Origin of the sequence: Streptomyces alkaliterrae (genome assembly GCF_007097205.2) — a bacterium.
GTDB lineage: Bacteria > Actinomycetota > Actinomycetes > Streptomycetales > Streptomycetaceae > Streptomyces > Streptomyces alkaliterrae.
The window spans coordinates 1-16,430 of sequence record NZ_VJYK02000112.1 but is presented as its reverse complement, the minus strand read 5'-3'; the positions used below and the strand labels follow the sequence as shown (position 1 = coordinate 16,430).

Below are 16,430 nucleotides of genomic sequence, written 5' to 3'. Positions count from 1 at the left end.
GCCCCACTCCGGCCCCGGCGCGCCGCCCGGCCAACGGGGCAGGCCCGGCACGCCCGCCGGACCGGCGGCGGACTCCGCGCAGGCGTTCTCCCTGCGGCTCTTCGGCGCCGGGCTCGCCTCGGCCGAGCTGATGACCTGCTTCCTCGGACTGGAACTCGGCCTGTACGAAGCCCTGCGGCGCACCGGCCCCGCCACAGCCGCGCGAGTCGCCGAGGAGAGCGGCCTCGACGCCCGGATGGTCCGGGAGTGGCTGGAACAGCAGTCCTGCGCCGGTGTGTTGACCGTGGACGCGCCCGGGGCTCCGCCGGAGGCACGGCGGTTCACACTGCCGCCGGCGCATGCGGAGGCGCTGCTCGACGCCGACAGCCCGAACTGGATCGCCCCGCTGGTCGTGATGCCCATCGGCGGCATGGCGGCCGTGCTGCCGCGGCTGGTGGAGGCCTACCGCAACCGCCGGGGCCTGCCGTACGCGGCCTACGGCGAGGCCCTGCGCGGTGGTCAGGCCGGCCTGAACCGCGGTGTCTTCGAACACCACCTGCCCGGCTGGATCGGTCGCCACCTGCCCGACATCGACGCCCGGCTGCGGGTGCCCGGTGGCAGCATCGCCGACGTGGCATGCGGCTCCGGCCTCTCCACCCTGGCGCTGGCCCGGATGTTCCCCGACGCCGAGGTGCACGGGCTCGACCTCGACGAGGCGTCGATCCGGGACGCCGAGGCGAACCTGGCCGCCACCGATCCCGCGGAGGGGCTGCGCGAGAGGGTCAGGTTCCGCGCCGGCGACGCCGGCGAGGCCGGTCGCACCGGCGAGGCCGGTCACACCCTGGTCTGCGTGTTCGACGCGCTGCACGACATGTCGGCGCCGGTGGACGTGCTCCGGGCCTGCCGCCGGCTCATGGCCCCCGGGGGCGCGGTGCTGCTGATGGAGCCGTCCGTCGGCGAGCGGTTCACGCCGGTCGCGCCGGACAGCGAGCGCTTCCACTACGCGGTCAGCGTGCTGCACTGCCTCCCTGTCGGGATGAGCCGGACGCCGAGCGCTGCCACCGGCACGGTGATGCGCCCGGACACCGTGCGTGCGTACGCAGCGGAGGCCGGCCTGGACACCAGCGTGATCGACGTCGGGCACCCGTTCCACCGGCTGTACCGACTCTCGGCCCGCCCGGGGTGAGGCGGTTCCGCACCCGCGGTGAACGGCTCCCGCCCTCTCGCCGAGGGCCGGGAGCCGTCGCCGCGTGGAACCCCGTGGAACGGGGTGTCAGTTCTCCTCCGGCCGACTCTCGGCGGGCCGACGCGAGCCGCGCGGGACGCCGACCTTGCCGGAACGCAGGTAGTCGGCGACCAGCGCGTTGACCTCGGTGGGCTTCTCCAGCAGGGACGCGTGCCCGCAGTTGCGGATCTCGGTGTACTCGGCGGTGGGAATCAGGTCCGCCAGCTCCCGCGACAGGTGCCGGGGCGCGACGATGTCGTGTTCCATTCCCACCACGAGCAAGGGCACCCGGACGGCGGCCACTTCCTCGTCGCCGGGCCGGAAGGCGGTGCTCGCCTCGGCGTGTCCGATGGCGCCGTGCCCGCCGGACTCCGCCAGGCCGGCCAGCCCGTCCAGGTAGGGCCCGATGAACTGGTCACGGTTGAGCGCGCGCGGCCCGAAGAGGTACATCGCCCGGAAGGCTCCTTCCAGCAGCGCCGGGACCTTGTGCCCGTTCCTGAGCCGGTCCACCGCCTCTGCCTGGATGGCCTGTTGCAGCTTGCCGGGCTTCCACGGGACGCCGATGAGAGCGGCGCGCTCGATGAGGTCGGGGCGCTTCATCGCCAGCTCCAGCAGGATCATCGCGCCCACCGAGTAGCCGATGTAGGTACAGGGCCCCAGCTCCAGCGCCTCGTTGAGCGCGGCGAGGTCCTTCCCGAGCAGCTCCACGGTGTACGGCGGAGGGGTCTCCTCCGACGGGTGCACACCGCGCAGGTCGAAGGTGACGACGCGGTAGCCCGCCTTCGTCAACTGCGGCACCTGCATGGTCTCGAACAGGGAGGCCTGGTGCTGGCCGGGCACGAGCACGACCACGGGACCGTCCTCGGGCCCGTAGATGTCGTAGCTCAGCGTGACGTCCGTGGGCAGGGTGATTTTCATGGTGTTCCCTTCTGTGGGCGCGCTCAGCCGGTGACCAGGCGCTCGAAGTCCTGTCGGTCGGGTCCGACGTGGTCGCGTCGCGGATCGGGGTGTTCGCGCAGGAACGCGAGCACCCGGCGGGCCACCTTGCGGTCCCGCATCAACTCGGCCGGGGTGAGCAGCATGTGGTAGACCCGTTCGGCGGCGATCCGAACGTGCTCGTCCTCCTCCCGCAGGACCGCCAGGGCGGTGAGTACGCGGGCGGGCAGCGAGTCGTCGCGTGCTCCGCCCGCGAGTTCGGCGAGGCGGGCGGCGTCGGTGGCGACCTGCTGCTCGAACCACTGCCGCAGGCACCGTTCCGTGGCCTCGTGTGTTTCCATCGCCCAGTCCGCCGGTTCCCGGTCGAGTCGGCCCAGCTGGTCCGCGAGGGTCCTGGCGTGGGCCAGGCCGAGCGAGACGCCGCGCCCGAACGTGGGGTTGGTCTGCACGCAGGCATCGCCCACCAGCGCGAAGCCGGTGACCAGTGGGGCTCCGTCCACCGCCAGTGAGCGGTGGCGGTTCTCCAGTCCGGCCATCGGCATCGGGTCACCTACCGGTGCCGCCCCGCCGAGCCAGTCGCGGACCGGGTCCACGCTGGCCAGGAAGCGCAGGTAGACCGCGCGCTCCAGCAGCCGGGTCCGCACGGGGTCGTGCGAGGAGACGGTGGTCGACAGGTGGAAGCGGCCGTTGTCGCCGGGGAAGGCCAGCACGGTGGCGAAGTCGAGCTCGTACACCACCGGGGCGCGCAGGGACGGGAACCGGCTGCCGCCGCGCAGCGCGAACTCCTGCGCGATGTAGGAGAACCCGCAGGACTGGGCCGTCTCCCGGGGCGGGGTGCCGCCGATCCCGGTGAGCCAGGCGGCCGCGGCGGACCTGCGGCCGGTGGCGTCCAGCACCACGTCGGCGGGCACTTCACCGCCCTCGGCGAGACGTACTCCGCACACGTGGGGAACACCGTGCGGCGCCCCGGCGCTCACCAGTGAGGTCGCCCGGTCGTGCAGCAGCGCGACCGCGGGGTCGGCGGCGACGCGGCGGCGCAGCGCCGCCTCGAAGACCAGCCGGCGGCTGAGCAGACCGAGGTCGTCGCCGCCCGTCTCCAGGGCCACCGGGACCGCGCCGCGGTCGGTGAGGTCCGCCAGCACCTCGGGGCACTCCTCGCGCAGCACTCCGATGCCCAGGCCGAGGAGGGCGTGCCCCTGGCGGGCGTGCGGCACGCCGCGCCGCCGCCAGTCGGCCACCTCGGCGTGGGCCCCGCCCTCGGGAGGCGGACCGTCCCGTTCGACAAGCGTCACCCGGTGTCCGCGGCGGGCGGCGAAGGCCGCGAGACCCAGGCCGGCCACTCCCGCGCCGAGCACGATGATGTCCGCCATGGTCAGCCGCGCTTCACGAGCATCGCGAAGCGCCGTGTGGCGACGACCGTGCACACCGCCGTGACACCGAGGGTCCAGGCGACGGTTCCGAGCACCGGTACGGTCAGCGCGCCCTGGTGGGAGAGGCCGGCCAGCGCCTCGGCCGCCAGGGAGACGGGGTTGACGCTCACCACGGGCCGGATCCATTGGGGGAACGCCTCCAGCGGCACGTAGCCGCTGGACATCAACGTCAGTACGAGCGTGGGCATCTGGACGTAGCGCACGATGATGCCGGGGTGCTGGGCGACGAGCGCGACGGCGACCGCCAGGGCGCTGCACATCATCCCGAAGAGCGCGACGACGCCGAAGAAGCCGAGGACCATGAGCGGACCCCGGGAGAACCGGAAGCCGACCGCGTGGGCGACGAGCGTCACCAGGACTGCCACTCCCATGATCCGTACGAAGTCGCCGCCGATCCGCCCGAAGACGTACGCCCGCATGTCCAGCGGCATCGCCCGCAACCGGTTGAACACCCCGCTGCGGATGTCGCTCCACAGGGCGATCGCGGTGGTGAGGATCGAGGAGAACGCCGTGGTGAGCACGATCAGCGGGGCGAGCCGCCGGACGTAGTCGACGTCCTGGGTGTCGCGCACCAGCACGCTGAAGGCGGCCAGCAGCATGAAGAGTTGGAGCAGCGGAAAGGCGATGGTGACGATGAGCATCATCCGGTTGCGGACGAACTGCCGGATCACCCGTCCGGCGATGACCACGGAGGCTCCGGTCAGGGAGATCGGGTCGGGTGAGGAGGACGGTGGAACCGTCGGTGCGACAGGCCCCGGCGACTGCACGGTCATCGGATGGCCACCTTCCTGAAGGCGACGGTCGTGGTCCACGAGAAGAAGGCGACGAGGCCCACCAGCCACGCGAGGCCGGGCAGCGTCGCGCCCCAGCTGAGTTCGGCGGTCGACAGGGCCCGGAGCGCGTCGATCACCCCGGACACCGGGGACGCCTCGACGAACGGCTGGAGCCAGCCGGGGAAGAGGTCGGCTTCGACGAACCCGGTGGAGAGCACCAGCAGCGGCAGGTACGGCAGGTGCAGCACCGCGCTGAGCGCCTCCAGGTTGCGCAGGCGGAGCGCGATCGTGGCGGTGGCCAGCGACAGGGCCACGGTGAAGGCCACGGCGAACACCACGAAGCCCATTGCGGCGAGCACCCCGTTGTCGAAGCGGAAGCCCGCCAGGTGCCCGGCGAGGACGAGGGCGACACTGGACAGGAGGCCCTGCAGCGCCACCACGGCCAGGTGCGCGAGGCTCATCGCGCGCATGTCGACCGGGCTGGTCAGGATGCGGGAGAAGACGCCGCTGGAGCGGTCGGCGGCCAGTTCGGTGGCGCTCCCGATGGCCACGAACATCAGTGCCTGCACCAGGACGGTGGGGGTCACGAAGCGACCGAAGTCGATGCCCCGCGCGTCGAGCATTCCGGCGAAGGTGCAGTAGAAGATCGCGAAGAAGAGCAGCGGCTGCACCACGGTCGCGACCAGGCCGCCCCGGGAGAACGACCGCACCCGCAACCGGTCGAAGAGCACGTGGAAGTCGTGCTGCCAGCCGGCCGGTCGCCCGGGGGGCGCCGGAGCGCCGGTCACCGCGGCGACGTCGGACGTGGTTGTCATCGGGTGGCCTCCTTCTCCATCGGCTCGGTGAGCGCGAAGAAGACCTCGTCGAGTGTCGGCTTGGTCACCTCGATGTCGGCGATCCGCAGACCCGTGCCCGCCAGCCGGCCGAGCACCGCGGCGACGTCCTCGGGGCGCGACATGGGCACGGCGGCCTTGTCGCCCTCGGTGGTCACGCCCGGCAGGTCGCCGAGAGCGCGGCGCACCTCTTCGGCGTCGGCGCCGCTGGTCATGGTGAGCCGGCACATGATGCCGCCCACGTCGCGCTTGAGCTCGTCCGACGAGCCGTCCGCGAGGACCCGGCCCTTGTCGATGACGACGATCCGGTCGGCGAGTTGGTCGGCTTCCTCCAGGTACTGCGTGGTGAGCAGGACGGCGACGCCCCGCCGGGCCTCGGCCCTGACCATGTCCCACAGGAGTTTCCGGCTGCGCGGGTCGAGGCCGGTGGTCGGTTCGTCCAGCACCAGCACCGGCCGGGGGACCACCAGACTGACGGCGAGGTCGAGGCGGCGGCGCATGCCGCCGGAGAGGTATCCCACCGGGGTGTACGCCGCCTCGCCCAGCTCGAACCGCTCCAGCATCTCCCCCGCCCGCTGCTGGGCCTCACCCCGGCCGAGACCCAGCAGGCGGCCGAAGAACACCAGGTTCTCCCGCGGGCTGATCTGCTCGTCGAGGGCGGCGAACTGCCCGGTCACGGCGATGTTGGCGCGCACCTGGGACGGGTCGGTCACGGGGTCGTGCCCCAGGACGCGGATGGTGCCGCCGTCGGGCCGCAACAGCGTGGTCAGGCAGTTGATGAGGGTGGTCTTGCCCGCTCCGTTGGGGCCGAGCAGGCCCACCACGGTTCCGGTCGGTATCCGCAGCGACACGCGGTCCAGTGCGGTCTGCTCGCCGAATCGCTTGGTGAGGTCCGAGAGGGAGATCGCCTCGGTCATCGTGGCTCCTTCATGACGTCGTCGTGTTCGGCTCGGTGGTGGCGGTCACGACGGCGTCCGGACTTCGACCTGGCTCAGGACGTAGGTGAGCACCTGTTCGGTCGTCTGGATGGAACGTCCGGTCTGCTCGTCGATGGGCGGCAGGTCGAAGTCGTCCTCGATCGCGAACGCCATCTCCAGCAGTGCGAGGGAGTGGAACCCCAGGTCCTCGACCAGGCGCATGTCCTTGCCCGCCTCGAACCGCTCCCGTTCGGGTGCGAGTTGCTCGATGATCGCGAGTACGGTCTCGCGCACCTCTTCACTGGAGTAGGACATGTGATCTCCTGTTCTGGGCCGGTCAGGCGGTGGTGCCGGTCGTGGTGGGCACCGCGTCGAAGACGTGCTCCTGGCTGAGGCGCTGCCACAGCTGACGACGGCGGCTCTTGCCGCTGCTCGTGCGCGGGATCGCGCCGCGCGGCACGCGGGCCACGTGTCTGCGGGTGCCGGGGCAGGCCGCCGCGAGCACCTCCTCGGCCACCGCGGCGGCCCGGGTGTCGAGCCCTTCCAGTACGGCCACGGCGTGCGGGCGGCCGTCGGTCTCGCCCAGCACGACGCAGACCCTGCTCAGGTTGAGCCCGGCCCGTCCGAGCATCAACTCGACGTCCTCGGCGAAGAGCGAGCGGGCGTGGACCTTGACGCTGTCGCCGAGCCGGCCAAGTACGTAGAACTCGCCCGCCAGTTCGAAGGCGACGTCGCGGGTGAGGAGCCGGCCGTCCTCGAAGGCGGTGCCGGCGGCGGAGTCGGCCGCGAGGTAGCCGTCCGCCAACGAGGAGCCGCGGACAGCCATTTCACCGACGTGCCCCTCGGGCAGCGGCCGTCCGTCCTCGCCGACGATCCGCACCGTCAAGCCGTCCAGCGGGCGGCCGCAGCTGATCACCTGGACCGTCTCGCGGGCCGGGGCCCCGGCCGCCAGGCTCACTTTCGCTCCGACCCGCAGGTCGTCCCGGCGCACGCGGACGGCGCGCGGCGTCTCCTCGACGGGCACTCCGGTGACCGCGAGGGTGCTCTCGGCCAGGCCGTAGGCGGGGGTGAGGGTGTTCGGGGCCAGGCCGTGCGGGCGCATCAGGTCGGTGAAGCGGTCCACCAGCGCGGGGTCGATGCGTTCGGCCCCGACGATGACCGCCCGGGCGCGGGACAGGTCCGCGCCTTCCAGGTCGGCGTGGCCGATCCTGTCGACGATGCGCTGCAGGCCGAACGCCGGGGTCGCGGTGATCGTGGCGGGCTGGTCGACCCGGTTGGCGTCGAAACGGGTGAGGTACGACAGCGGGTGGCGCAGGAACGTCTCGGGCCTGCACACCGCCAGCCGGTTGTTGCCGGACACCGGCACCACCAGGCAGCCGATGAGTCCCATGTCGTGGTGCATCGGCAGCCAGGAGCACCAGGAGTCGTCGCGGCCCGCGCGCTCCCAGGCGCGGATCGCGGCGGTGTTGGCGTCGAGCGCGGCGTGGCTTATCCGCACTCCGCGGGGCCGGCCCGAGCTGCCCGAGGTGAACTGGACGAGGGCCTGCTCGCACGGGGCGCGTCGGGCGGGCTCGGCCGCGGCGAGGTCCTCCAGGAGCAGGACGCGGGTACGTGATCCGGCCTCGGCGAGCACGCCCACGGCGTAGTCGTGGTGGGCGGCGTCCACGACCACGGCGTCGGCGTCCACGGCCGTGACGACGGCGCGCACGTGCGCGCGGGCGGCGTCGCCGGACATCCGGGTCGGGGGCGCCAGTACGCTCACCACGCAGCCGGCGGCCTGCACCCCGTAGAAGGCGGCGACGAGGTCCGGGCCGGTGGAGCACAGCAACGGCACGACCGCCCCGCGTGGTACACCCTCCCCGATCAGGCCACCCGCTGTCCGGCCTGCCGCGTCGGCGAGTTCGGAGTAGGGCCGGTAGGTGTGGGAGGTCTCGTCGAAAATCTCCACCCCGGTGTCGTCGCGGGGTGCGTCGAGCCAGTTCAGCGTGTGGGGTCGGCTCATCCGTCACTCCTTGGCGGGCGTCCCGGCGGCCGGGATCTCATCGACGACGCTGGCGACGATAGAAGCGACAGCGGTGGCCGCCGCCGTCTCTTTCACGGCTCTGTTCGCCCCCGGCGGCACGAGCCGGTGGGCCCCGACACTGGCGGTCATGGACGAGTTCACACCGTGGAGCGACGAGGACGCCGCCCGCTACCGGGCCGCCGGGATCTGGCGCGGCGTGCCGCTGGGCGACGCGCTCACCGAGGCGGCGCTGACCTTCCCCGACCGGACCGCGGCCGTGGACCGCCGACGCCGCGTCACGCACGGCGAGGTGCGCGCCGAGGCCGACGAGATCGCCCGCGGTCTGCTGGCCCGGGGGCTGAAACCCGGCGACCGGTTCCTGGTCCAGCTGCCCAACGTGGTCGACTTCCTGACCGTCGCGGTGGGGATGTTCCGGGCGGGCGTCATCCCGGTGTTCGCGCTGCCGGGGCACCGGCAGAACGAGGTGCGGCACCTGGTCGAGGCTTCCGGAGCGGTCGGCTACCTGACCGCCGGCCGCTTCCAGGGCTTCGACTACCGCACCCTCGCCCACCACGCCGCCTCCCTGCCGGGCGTCCGCACGGTGATCGTGGCGGGCGACAGTGGGGACTTCACGCCCCTGGACCGGGTCCGCGCCCAGGGCGCCGACGGCGGCCCGCTGCCCGAGGTCGATCCCTCGGGTGTCGCGTTCCTGCTGCTCAGCGGCGGCAGCACCGGGAAGCCCAAGCTGATACCGCGCACGCACGACGACTACCTCTTCAACATCGCCGCCTGCGCACGGGCACTGGAGTTCGGCGCGGAAAGCGTGTACCTGGCGGCGAACCCGGCGGCGCACAACGCCGCCCTGGGCTGTCCGGGCGTACTCGGCGCCCTGCTGGTGGGCGGCACTGCGGTACTGGCCGCCAGTCCCTCCCCCGACGAGGTCTTCCCGCTGATCGAGCGGGAAGGGGTCACCCACACCACCGTGGTGCCCGCCCTCGCCGCGCTGTGGTCCAAGGTCGCCGCGAAGCGGCCCGTGGACATGAAGCGGGTCCTCCTTCAGGTGGGCAGCTCCAAGTTCGACGAGCAGGCGGCCAAGCGCGCGCAGTCCGCCCTCGGTTGCCGGATCAGCAACTGGTTCGGCATCGGAGAGGGCCTGCTCACCTACACGCGTCTGGACGACCCGGAGGAGGTGGTGCACGGCACCGAGGGCCGGCCGCTCTCCGATCTCGACGAACTCCGGCTGGTCGACGAGGAGTTGCGCGAGGTACCGGCGGGCGAGGTGGGTGAGTTGGTCACCCGCGGCCCGTACACCATCAACGGCTACTGGAACGCGCCCGAGGCGAACCGCACCTCCTTCACCCCCGACGGCTTCTTCCGCACCGGCGACCTGGCCAGGCTCACGCCCGAGGGCAACCTGGTCGTCGTCGGCCGCGCCAAGGACGTGATCAACCGGGGCGGCGAGAAGGTGTCGGCGGACGAGGTGGAGGGCCATCTGCGCAGCCACGAGGCCATCGACGACGCCGCGGTGGTGGCCCGGCCCGACGCGGAACTCGGCGAGGCCGTCCTGGCGTTCGTGGTCCCCGGCGGCGGCCTCGGGCAGGCGCCTTCGCTGGTGGAGATCAAACGCTACCTGGCGGGGAAGGGGCTGGCCGCGTTCAAGCTGCCCGACGAGGTGCGCGAGCTGCCGGTGCTGCCCCGGACCCCGGTAGGCAAGATCGACAAGGTGGCGCTGCGGGCGACGGCGGCATCCGGTTGACTCCCGCGACGGCTCCCTCCGGTGTGATCGGGACGCTGCTGCCGGCGTACGCGGCGGCCCGGGAGAGCGTGTGCGAGCTGAGCGGCCCGGAGCTCTTCGAGGCGGAACGGCGGCAGGTCGCCGACGCGTCGCCCGCGCGCCGCGCCGAGTACGCCACGGTGCGGCGCGTGGCGCGCGCCTGCCTGGCCGAGCTGGGCGTCGGGCCCGTTCCGCTGGTGCGCGGGGCCGGCGGAGCGCCCCGGTGGCCGGCCGGGACGGTCGGCTCCCTGACGCACTGCCGGGGCTACCGGGCGGCGGCCGCGGCACGTTCCCGGGACACCGACGGACTGGGCATCGACGCCGAACCGTGCGCGCCGCTGCCCGCCCGGGTGCTGTCCCACGTGGCCTCGGCGGCCGAGCGCGCCCACCTCGAAAAGCTGCGGGCGGCCGGATCGGACGTGCCGTGGTGCCGGCTGCTCTTCAGCGCCAAGGAGGCGTACTACAAGGTCTGGTATCCCGCCATGGGGTGCTGGCTGGGCTTCGACGACGCCGAGGTCGTCTTCGAACCCGGCTGCGGTTCCGGCACGTTCGAGGTGCGGCCGGTTTCGGGCGGCGTCCGCCGCGCCCGCCGGGCGGACGCGTCCTTCGACCCGGTCGCCACCGGCTTCCCGGCCCTGCGCGGACGCTGGGCCGCCGGCGCGGGCGTCGTGGTGACCGCGCTCGCCGCGCCGACGGGCTCCCTGCCCCGTCCGCCGGTCAGGCCCTACACGGGACGCACCGCCACCGGCACGCTCCGGTGGGCCCAGTAGGGGAACCGGAAGCCGCCCGCGCTGGGCTCCCACACGCCCTCGCCCGCCGACTCGATGTCCGCGAAGCGGGCGACCAGCCGCTCGAAGACCACCGCCCCCTCCACCCGCGCCAGTGCCGCGCCCAGGCAGTGGTGCACTCCGCCGCCGAAACTGAGGTGCGGGTTGGGCGACCTGGTCAGGTCGGCCCGGGCAGGGTCGTGGAACACCCGCTCGTCGTGGTTGGCGGAAGCGAGCAGCAGCACCACCACCCGTCCCTTGCGGAGCGTCAGTCCGGCGATCTCGATCGGTTCGAGGACAAGCCGCGTGGTCGCGTGGATCGGCGCGTCGTAGCGCATGAACTCCTCCAGGGCGGTGCCGACGACGCCCGGATCGGCCCACAGCTGCCGCCGGGTGTGCGGCTGCCGGACGAGGAGGTCGCCACCGGTGGCGATGGCGTTGGTGGTCGTCTCGAAACCCGCGTAGTAGACGAACAGCGCGTTGTCGATGATCTCCTCGTCGGTCAGCGGCTCCTCGCCGTCCCTGACCGCGGCGAGCATCCGCGACAGCAGGTCCTCGCCCGGGCGTCGCCTGCGCTCGCGGACCAGCCCGGCCACGTACTCCCGCAGCTCGACCACGGCGCCGTGCGCCTCACGCTGTTTGTCCGGCGGGATGAAGACCGCGAAGGCCTGGGCGAGCGAGGTGGAGAGGCGGGCGATCTCGTCCCGGTCGGGGCGGGGGATGTCCAGCAGTTCGCTCATCACCGCCATCGGTACGGGCACGGCCAGGTCGGCGACGAGGTCGAAGCGGCGCTCTTCGGCGAACCGGTCCAGCAGGCCGTCGACGAGCCGGGCGATCGGCTCGCGCAGACCGCGCACCATCGCCGGACTGAGCGACTTGACCAGCAGCCGGCGCAGCCGCGTGTGGTCGGGCGGGTCGCGGTCGACGACGATGCGCCGCAGGTAGTCGTTGGCCGGCCCCTCACCCACCGAGACCGCCTGGTACTCCTCGGGGAACTCCCGGCCGAGCCGGGGGTCGCGGAGCAGCGCTGAGACCTCCTCGTGCCGGGGGAAGACCCACTGTCCCGGGCCGCCCCGGCAGACCGGGCCGTGGTCGCGCAGGCGGCGGTAGACCGGGTACGGGTCACGCACGGCGCGCGCGTCGTCCAGCAGGAAGCGCGGCATGTTCAGCACGGTGTCCAACGCTGCGTCACCTCCCGGCACCCTCGGGTGCACGGCTCGGGTCCGGTGGTTCCCCTGGCCCGCCCAGTCTGCGAGCCCGGTGCGGAAGGGCGGACGGCGGTGAAGGACTGGCGACAGGTTCCCGCGCTCCCGCTCCCGAACTGACAGGCTCACCGCACACCACGCCCACGCCACCGGAGGTGCCGGACGCATGCGAGAGCTGCCCGTCAAGTTCGACTCCCGCGATCCTGCCGTGGTCGCGGACCCCTACCGCGTGTACGCCGGTCTCCGCGCTGCCGGCCGACTTGCCCGCGGCGCGGCCGGCCAGTGGGTGGTCTCGCACCACGAGGACGTCAGCCGGCTGCTCAAGGACCGCCGGCTCGGGCACGAATACCCGCCGGAGTACCACGAGTTCTCCACCGGGGCGGGGCCCGCCAACGAGTTCCTGAAGCGGATCGTGCTGGACCAGGACGCGCCCGCGCACACCTTCCTGCGGGGGATCATGCAGCGTTCGTTCAGCCCCGGGCTGATGCGCAGGCTGGAGGACTACGTCGCCACGCAGGTGGACCGGCTGATGGCCGAGGCCCAGGAGCGGGCGGGCTCCGACGGCCTGCTCGACGTGGTGACCGACCTGGCCTTCCCGTTGCCGGTCACCGTGGTCTGCGAACTGATCGGCATCCCGGACGTGGACCGGGCCGCCGTGCGCCCGTACGCGGTGGAGCTGGCGAAGGCGTTCGCCCTGTACGTGCCTCCCGAGGAGCGCGCGGCCGCGCACGAGGCGGTGGCCTGGCTCCGCGACTACGTCTCGGGGCTGGTCGACGAGCGGGCCAGGCGACCCGCCGACGACCTGATCAGCAATCTGCTCGCCGCCCGCCGCACGAATCCCGGCTTCGACCGGGAGACGCTGGTGGACAACGTGGTCTTCCTGTTCTTCGCGGGCTTCGAGACCACCACCAACCTGATCTCCACCGCCTTCTCCGCACTGCTGGAACACCCTGACCAGTTGGCCCTGCTGCGCGACCGGCCGGAGCTGGCGGTTCCGGCGGTGGAGGAGTTCCTGCGCTACGACGCGCCGATCCAGGCGACCGCGCGCTACGTGAAGGAAGCGGTCGAGATCGACGGCCGCACCGTGCGCGCGGGCCGCATCCTGGTGCTGCTGCTCGGTTCCGCCAACCACGATCCGGCCCGCTTCACCGACCCCGAGCGGCTCGACATCACACGCGACCCCAACCCGCACGTGAGCTTCGGCGGCGGTGTGCACCACTGCCTGGGCGCGGCACTGGCCCAGGTGGAGGGGCGCGCGGTGCTGCGGTGGCTCGCGCACGCCCCCGCCACACCGGCCGCGGCGGGCGCCGTCGAGCGGCGGCCCAGCACCACCTTCCGCGCCTACCGCAGCATCCCGGTCAGGCTGGAGCCCGCCGCGCGACCGAGGGTGGCACCCTCGGCCTGACCCCCGTCGCACGGAGTCCCCACGGCCCCGCGGACCCGGACGACCCGGCTAACGGCCCGGGCCCCCTCAGCGGTCCCGCCGGGGCGCGGCGAGGCTGAGCGCGGTGGCCGTCAGTGCCTCGCTCTGCTCCGACAGGCCGGTGCGCCGACAGGCGGCGGCAAGACCGAGCAGTTCCGTCCTGAAGACCTCGGTCTCCCTCGGGCCGGCGGCCACGCCGTCGTACTCCCCGCTGTCCTCCTCCCCGTTCTCCACTTCGCCGAGGACATGACAGCCTTCCGACGTCAGGACGAACCGCAGGTTGCGCGCGAGCTGCGCGGCCGGCCCGAAGAACTCCTCCTGCCGGGAGCCGCACAGCACCGCCAGCATCGCGGGCGACTCCCGCTCGCAGATCTCCGTCGCCTCCTTCCGGCTGTTGATCTCGGGGAGATGCGGGGCGGTCTCGTGACCGGCAGCGGTCCTGTCGTCCGGCCGGCCGAGCAGGAGGCGGCTCCGGGCGCTGACCGCCAGGTGGTAATCGAGCAGCCGACGGAGCGCGGAGCGCCGCTCGCCGCTGCGCAGGAGCTGCTCGAACTCCTCCGTACCCGCGGTGACACCGGCCACGAGCACGTGCAGCGAGTAGCGGCCGATGCAGGGCTGTTCGAGGAGGTTCACGTCGAGCAGTTCCTCCAGCAGCAGTTCGGCCTCGGTCGAGCCGGTGCCGAGCAGGGCGGCCGCCTCGTAGGCGTCCACGCTCGCGTCGGGCACCAGTGCCAGCACGCACAGGGCGTGACGCTGCGCCTCGGTCAGCCCGTCGAAGGAGAGCCGCAGCACCGACCGGACGCTCCGGTCGCCCGCCTGGAGTTCGAAGGTGCGTCTCCGCACGTCGCCGAGGCGCTCCACCAGGTGGGACAGCGTCCATGTGGGGCGGCTGCGCAGCTTGGCCGCGGCCAGGCGCAGCGCCAGCGGAAGTCCGCCGCAGTGCGCGATCAGCCGTTCGGTCGCCTCGGGGTCCAGCTCGTCCCCGAGCAGCCTCTGAACGAGTGTGCGGGAGTCACCCGCGCTCATCCGGGATACCGGGCAGGGCTCGGTGCCGTCGAGGCCGTAGAGACGACGGCGGCTGGTGACCAGGGCGAGGGAACCGTTGCCCGGCGGCAGCAGCGGCACGACCTGCGCCTCGCTCGCGGCGTTGTCGAGCAGCAGCAGGACCCTCGAATCGGCCAGCCGGGCACGCCATATGGCAATCCGACAGTCCAGCTCCGCCGGGATGTTCGCGGCCTCGGTCCCCAGTGAGCGCAGCAACACCTGGAGCACCTCGGCGGGTTCGCGGGGCCCCTCGTTCGGGCTGAACCCGTGCAGGTCGACGTAGAACTGCCCGTCGGGGTAGTCCTGGGCCAGTTGGTGGGCCGCGTGCAGGGCGAGGGCCGTCTTGCCGATGCCGCCCATGCCGTCGACGCAGATCAGCAGCGGCCCCGAGCCTCGAGAGCCCGCCCGGGCGGTCCGCAGCAGAGCGTCCAGCTCTTCCCGGCGGCCGACGAAGTCGGTCAGCCCGTGGGGCAGGGTGCAGGTGGCTCGGGCCCGTGCCTCCGGGAGCCGCGGTGCCACGTGTCGTCTACCCGCGTCATGCTGCGTCGTGGCGGGGTGCGGCTCGTAGTGGCGGGGCGGGGCTCCCGCGTGCAGGTAGGCGAACGTTTCTCCTCGCAGCACCGCTTCGTGCACCTGGGCCAGCGAATGATCGGGGTCGATGCCGAGTTCGTCACGGAGCAGGGTGCGGATCTCGGCGTACTCGGCGAGCGCGTCGGCCTGCCTTCCCGAGAGGGACAGCGCGAGCATGAGCTGCGCACGCAGGTCCTCCGCGAGCGGGTGCTGCGCCACCAGGTCCCGAAGGTCCTCTATCACCAACGCCGGTGGCGACGAGCGCAGTCGCAGCGCGATCAGTTCCTTCTGCACCGCGAGCCGTCGCTCCTCGACCACTCGCACGGCCGCGCGGATCAGGCCGCTCTCCAACTCGTCGCCGTCGACGACGTCGGCCGCGACCTGGCCGCGGAAGAGGGACAGGGCCGCCTGGAGCTCCCGGATCACCTGGGGTTCGTCGGCTCCGTCCTCCACGAGCTTCCGGACCCGTAAGCGGCGTTGGTTGAACTCCACGAGGTCGGACTCGGTCGCGCCGACGTTCAGCCGGTAGTTCGGGCCGTCGGTGAGCAGGTAGTCGCCCGCACCCGGTATCGCCTGGCGAAGTTGGGCGACCGCCTTCCGCACCTGGTTCGAGGCGGTCGCCGGGCAGCACGAGCCCCAGACCGCCTTGGCGAGCCGAGGGGTGCTGAGCACCTCGCCGGGGGAGAGCATCAGGACCGCGAGCACGCGGCGCGCCACGGTGCTCGGCAGACGGATGGAGGAGTCCCCGCAACGTACCGCGACCGACCCCAGCACCTGAAAGCGCAGACCTCCTTCTCGCGACGTCATGCGGCAGGCTCACAGACCGCGTGCCGGGCCGTCCGCCGTTCCCCCGCGACGGCGGGTGCCGGACGCCGGAGGCACGCCGGCGGATCCGACGCGCCCCGCGCGGAGGCGCGCACGTGCGGTCGCCCTGGTCTCTCGGTTGGGGACGTGGCGTCCGCGGATCGCGGCACCCGCGATCCGGACACCACACAAACGGACTTCAGGCCGTCCATCCATTCCTCCTCGGACCGAGCCGGGACTGAAACTCAGCCCATGACCTGCTGATCAGCTAGCCCACGCCGTCGGGTAGTAAGCCCGGAAGTGTCTAAAATCTTAGTATTAAGGTGGGACTCTGCGCCGTGAAACGGGACGATGCCGGACGGCGTCTCCTCGGATGGTGCGGTCGATCAGGACTGCGGACAGTGCGGATGTCTGCCCCGGGGTGTGCGCCCGCAGTCGGCGACCACTCCTGAACACGTGTCGGGTCATCGCGTAAGCCTCCCGGGCGAACAGCCCGTTCACCCGTAAGAGGACACGATGACCTTGCCCCAGTCTGACCCGATGCGACCGCCTGCGTCACTACGTGCGGCCGAAGGAGTTGAGTCGATCATGGTGTCCCGCGAGCGGTCCCCGCGGGACACCATCGGGCCGGGGAAGCCGAAGCCGACAGGGCGACACCACCGCCGACCGCCGACTGTGCCACCCTGGCGCTACCTCGACACCATCTCGACACCATCCCGGCGACAAGCGCCGCACACCACCCTCCCCC

Annotated in this window: 14 protein-coding genes; 4 read left to right on the top strand and 10 right to left on the bottom strand. The window is 72.6% G+C overall.

All coding sequences use genetic code 11. The annotated features are described in order from the left end of the window. On the top strand, nt 1-1,165 hold a 1,165-nt coding region (locus FNX44_RS12890), incomplete at its 5' end, for a class I SAM-dependent methyltransferase (protein ID WP_228449854.1). 87 nt (nt 1,166-1,252) lie between these two features. Here FNX44_RS12890 and FNX44_RS12885 read toward each other — a convergent pair. Genes FNX44_RS12885 through FNX44_RS27995 form a run of 8 tightly spaced genes read right to left on the bottom strand, consistent with a single transcriptional unit; the run spans nt 1,253 to nt 8,245 of the window. Beyond that, the gene (locus tag FNX44_RS12885) at nt 1,253-2,122 is read right to left on the bottom strand and encodes an alpha/beta fold hydrolase (RefSeq protein WP_143648209.1); all 870 of its coding nucleotides are present in this window, start codon (nt 2,120-2,122) and stop codon (nt 1,253-1,255) included. A gap of 23 nt (nt 2,123-2,145) precedes the next feature. Next, on the bottom strand, nt 2,146-3,564 hold the full coding sequence (locus FNX44_RS12880) for an FAD-dependent oxidoreductase (RefSeq protein WP_323369317.1): 1,419 nt from the start codon (nt 3,562-3,564) through the stop codon (nt 2,146-2,148). Next, entirely contained in the window at nt 3,513-4,343 is an 831-nt protein-coding gene (locus FNX44_RS12875; RefSeq protein ID WP_143648207.1) for an ABC transporter permease, read from the bottom strand. The genes FNX44_RS12880 and FNX44_RS12875 overlap by 52 nt, the downstream gene beginning before the upstream one ends. Next, nucleotides 4,340-5,158 carry an ABC transporter permease gene (locus FNX44_RS12870; RefSeq protein ID WP_143648206.1) on the bottom strand — a complete coding sequence of 273 codons (819 nt, stop codon included), beginning with the start codon at nt 5,156-5,158 and terminating at the stop codon, nt 4,340-4,342. The genes FNX44_RS12875 and FNX44_RS12870 overlap by 4 nt, the downstream gene beginning before the upstream one ends. Further along, nucleotides 5,155-6,093: an ATP-binding cassette domain-containing protein gene (locus FNX44_RS12865; protein ID WP_143648205.1), complete on the bottom strand. Its 939-nt coding sequence runs from the start codon at nt 6,091-6,093 to the stop codon at nt 5,155-5,157. Before FNX44_RS12865 ends, FNX44_RS12870 begins: the two co-directional genes overlap by 4 nt. 45 nt (nt 6,094-6,138) lie before the next feature. Further along, nucleotides 6,139-6,408: an acyl carrier protein gene (locus FNX44_RS12860; RefSeq protein WP_143648204.1), complete on the bottom strand. Its 270-nt coding sequence runs from the start codon at nt 6,406-6,408 to the stop codon at nt 6,139-6,141. A 22-nt stretch (nt 6,409-6,430) separates the two neighbouring features. Then, a complete protein-coding gene (locus FNX44_RS12855; RefSeq protein ID WP_143648203.1) occupies nt 6,431-8,095 on the bottom strand; it encodes an AMP-binding protein in 1,665 nt (554 codons plus the stop codon). A 3-nt stretch (nt 8,096-8,098) separates the two neighbouring features. Continuing rightward, nucleotides 8,099-8,245, bottom strand: a complete 147-nt coding sequence (locus FNX44_RS27995; protein WP_173019182.1) for a hypothetical protein — start codon at nt 8,243-8,245, stop codon at nt 8,099-8,101. Between FNX44_RS27995 and FNX44_RS12850 the strand changes: the two genes are divergently transcribed. Next, nucleotides 8,244-9,851, top strand: coding sequence for a (2,3-dihydroxybenzoyl)adenylate synthase (locus FNX44_RS12850; protein WP_173019181.1), 1,608 nt, complete (start codon nt 8,244-8,246; stop codon nt 9,849-9,851). The genes FNX44_RS27995 and FNX44_RS12850 overlap by 2 nt on opposite strands. Nucleotides 9,852-9,874: 23 nt before the next feature. Continuing rightward, entirely contained in the window at nt 9,875-10,639 is a 765-nt protein-coding gene (locus FNX44_RS12845; RefSeq protein WP_143648210.1) for a 4'-phosphopantetheinyl transferase family protein, read from the top strand. Here FNX44_RS12845 and FNX44_RS12840 read toward each other — a convergent pair. Continuing rightward, nucleotides 10,594-11,808: a cytochrome P450 gene (locus FNX44_RS12840; protein WP_323369318.1), complete on the bottom strand. Its 1,215-nt coding sequence runs from the start codon at nt 11,806-11,808 to the stop codon at nt 10,594-10,596. The genes FNX44_RS12845 and FNX44_RS12840 overlap by 46 nt on opposite strands. 199 nt (nt 11,809-12,007) lie before the next feature. On the opposite strand from FNX44_RS12840, the gene FNX44_RS12835 reads away from it, so the two are divergent. Next, nucleotides 12,008-13,246 carry a cytochrome P450 gene (locus tag FNX44_RS12835; protein ID WP_143648201.1) on the top strand — a complete coding sequence of 413 codons (1,239 nt, stop codon included), beginning with the start codon at nt 12,008-12,010 and terminating at the stop codon, nt 13,244-13,246. Nucleotides 13,247-13,312: 66 nt separating this feature from the next. On the opposite strand, the gene FNX44_RS12830 is transcribed toward FNX44_RS12835, so the two are convergent. Continuing rightward, complete coding sequence (locus tag FNX44_RS12830) at nt 13,313-15,685, bottom strand: AfsR/SARP family transcriptional regulator (protein ID WP_153507216.1); 2,373 nt, start codon at nt 15,683-15,685, stop codon at nt 13,313-13,315. Between the last annotated feature and the right edge of the window lie 745 nt (nt 15,686-16,430).

Coding starts and splice junctions, on each gene's coding strand:
- FNX44_RS12885 (WP_143648209.1), bottom strand. CDS start 2,122: ATGAAAATCACCCTGCCCACGGACGTCACGCTGAGCTACGACATCTAC.
- FNX44_RS12875 (WP_143648207.1), bottom strand. CDS start 4,343: ATGACCGTGCAGTCGCCGGGGCCTGTCGCACCGACGGTTCCACCGTCC.
- FNX44_RS12870 (WP_143648206.1), bottom strand. CDS start 5,158: ATGACAACCACGTCCGACGTCGCCGCGGTGACCGGCGCTCCGGCGCCC.
- FNX44_RS12865 (WP_143648205.1), bottom strand. CDS start 6,093: ATGACCGAGGCGATCTCCCTCTCGGACCTCACCAAGCGATTCGGCGAG.
- FNX44_RS12860 (WP_143648204.1), bottom strand. CDS start 6,408: ATGTCCTACTCCAGTGAAGAGGTGCGCGAGACCGTACTCGCGATCATC.
- FNX44_RS12855 (WP_143648203.1), bottom strand. CDS start 8,095: ATGAGCCGACCCCACACGCTGAACTGGCTCGACGCACCCCGCGACGAC.
- FNX44_RS12850 (WP_173019181.1), top strand. CDS start 8,244: ATGGACGAGTTCACACCGTGGAGCGACGAGGACGCCGCCCGCTACCGG.
- FNX44_RS27995 (WP_173019182.1), bottom strand. CDS start 8,245: ATGACCGCCAGTGTCGGGGCCCACCGGCTCGTGCCGCCGGGGGCGAAC.
- FNX44_RS12835 (WP_143648201.1), top strand. CDS start 12,008: ATGCGAGAGCTGCCCGTCAAGTTCGACTCCCGCGATCCTGCCGTGGTC.
- FNX44_RS12830 (WP_153507216.1), bottom strand. CDS start 15,685: ATGACGTCGCGAGAAGGAGGTCTGCGCTTTCAGGTGCTGGGGTCGGTC.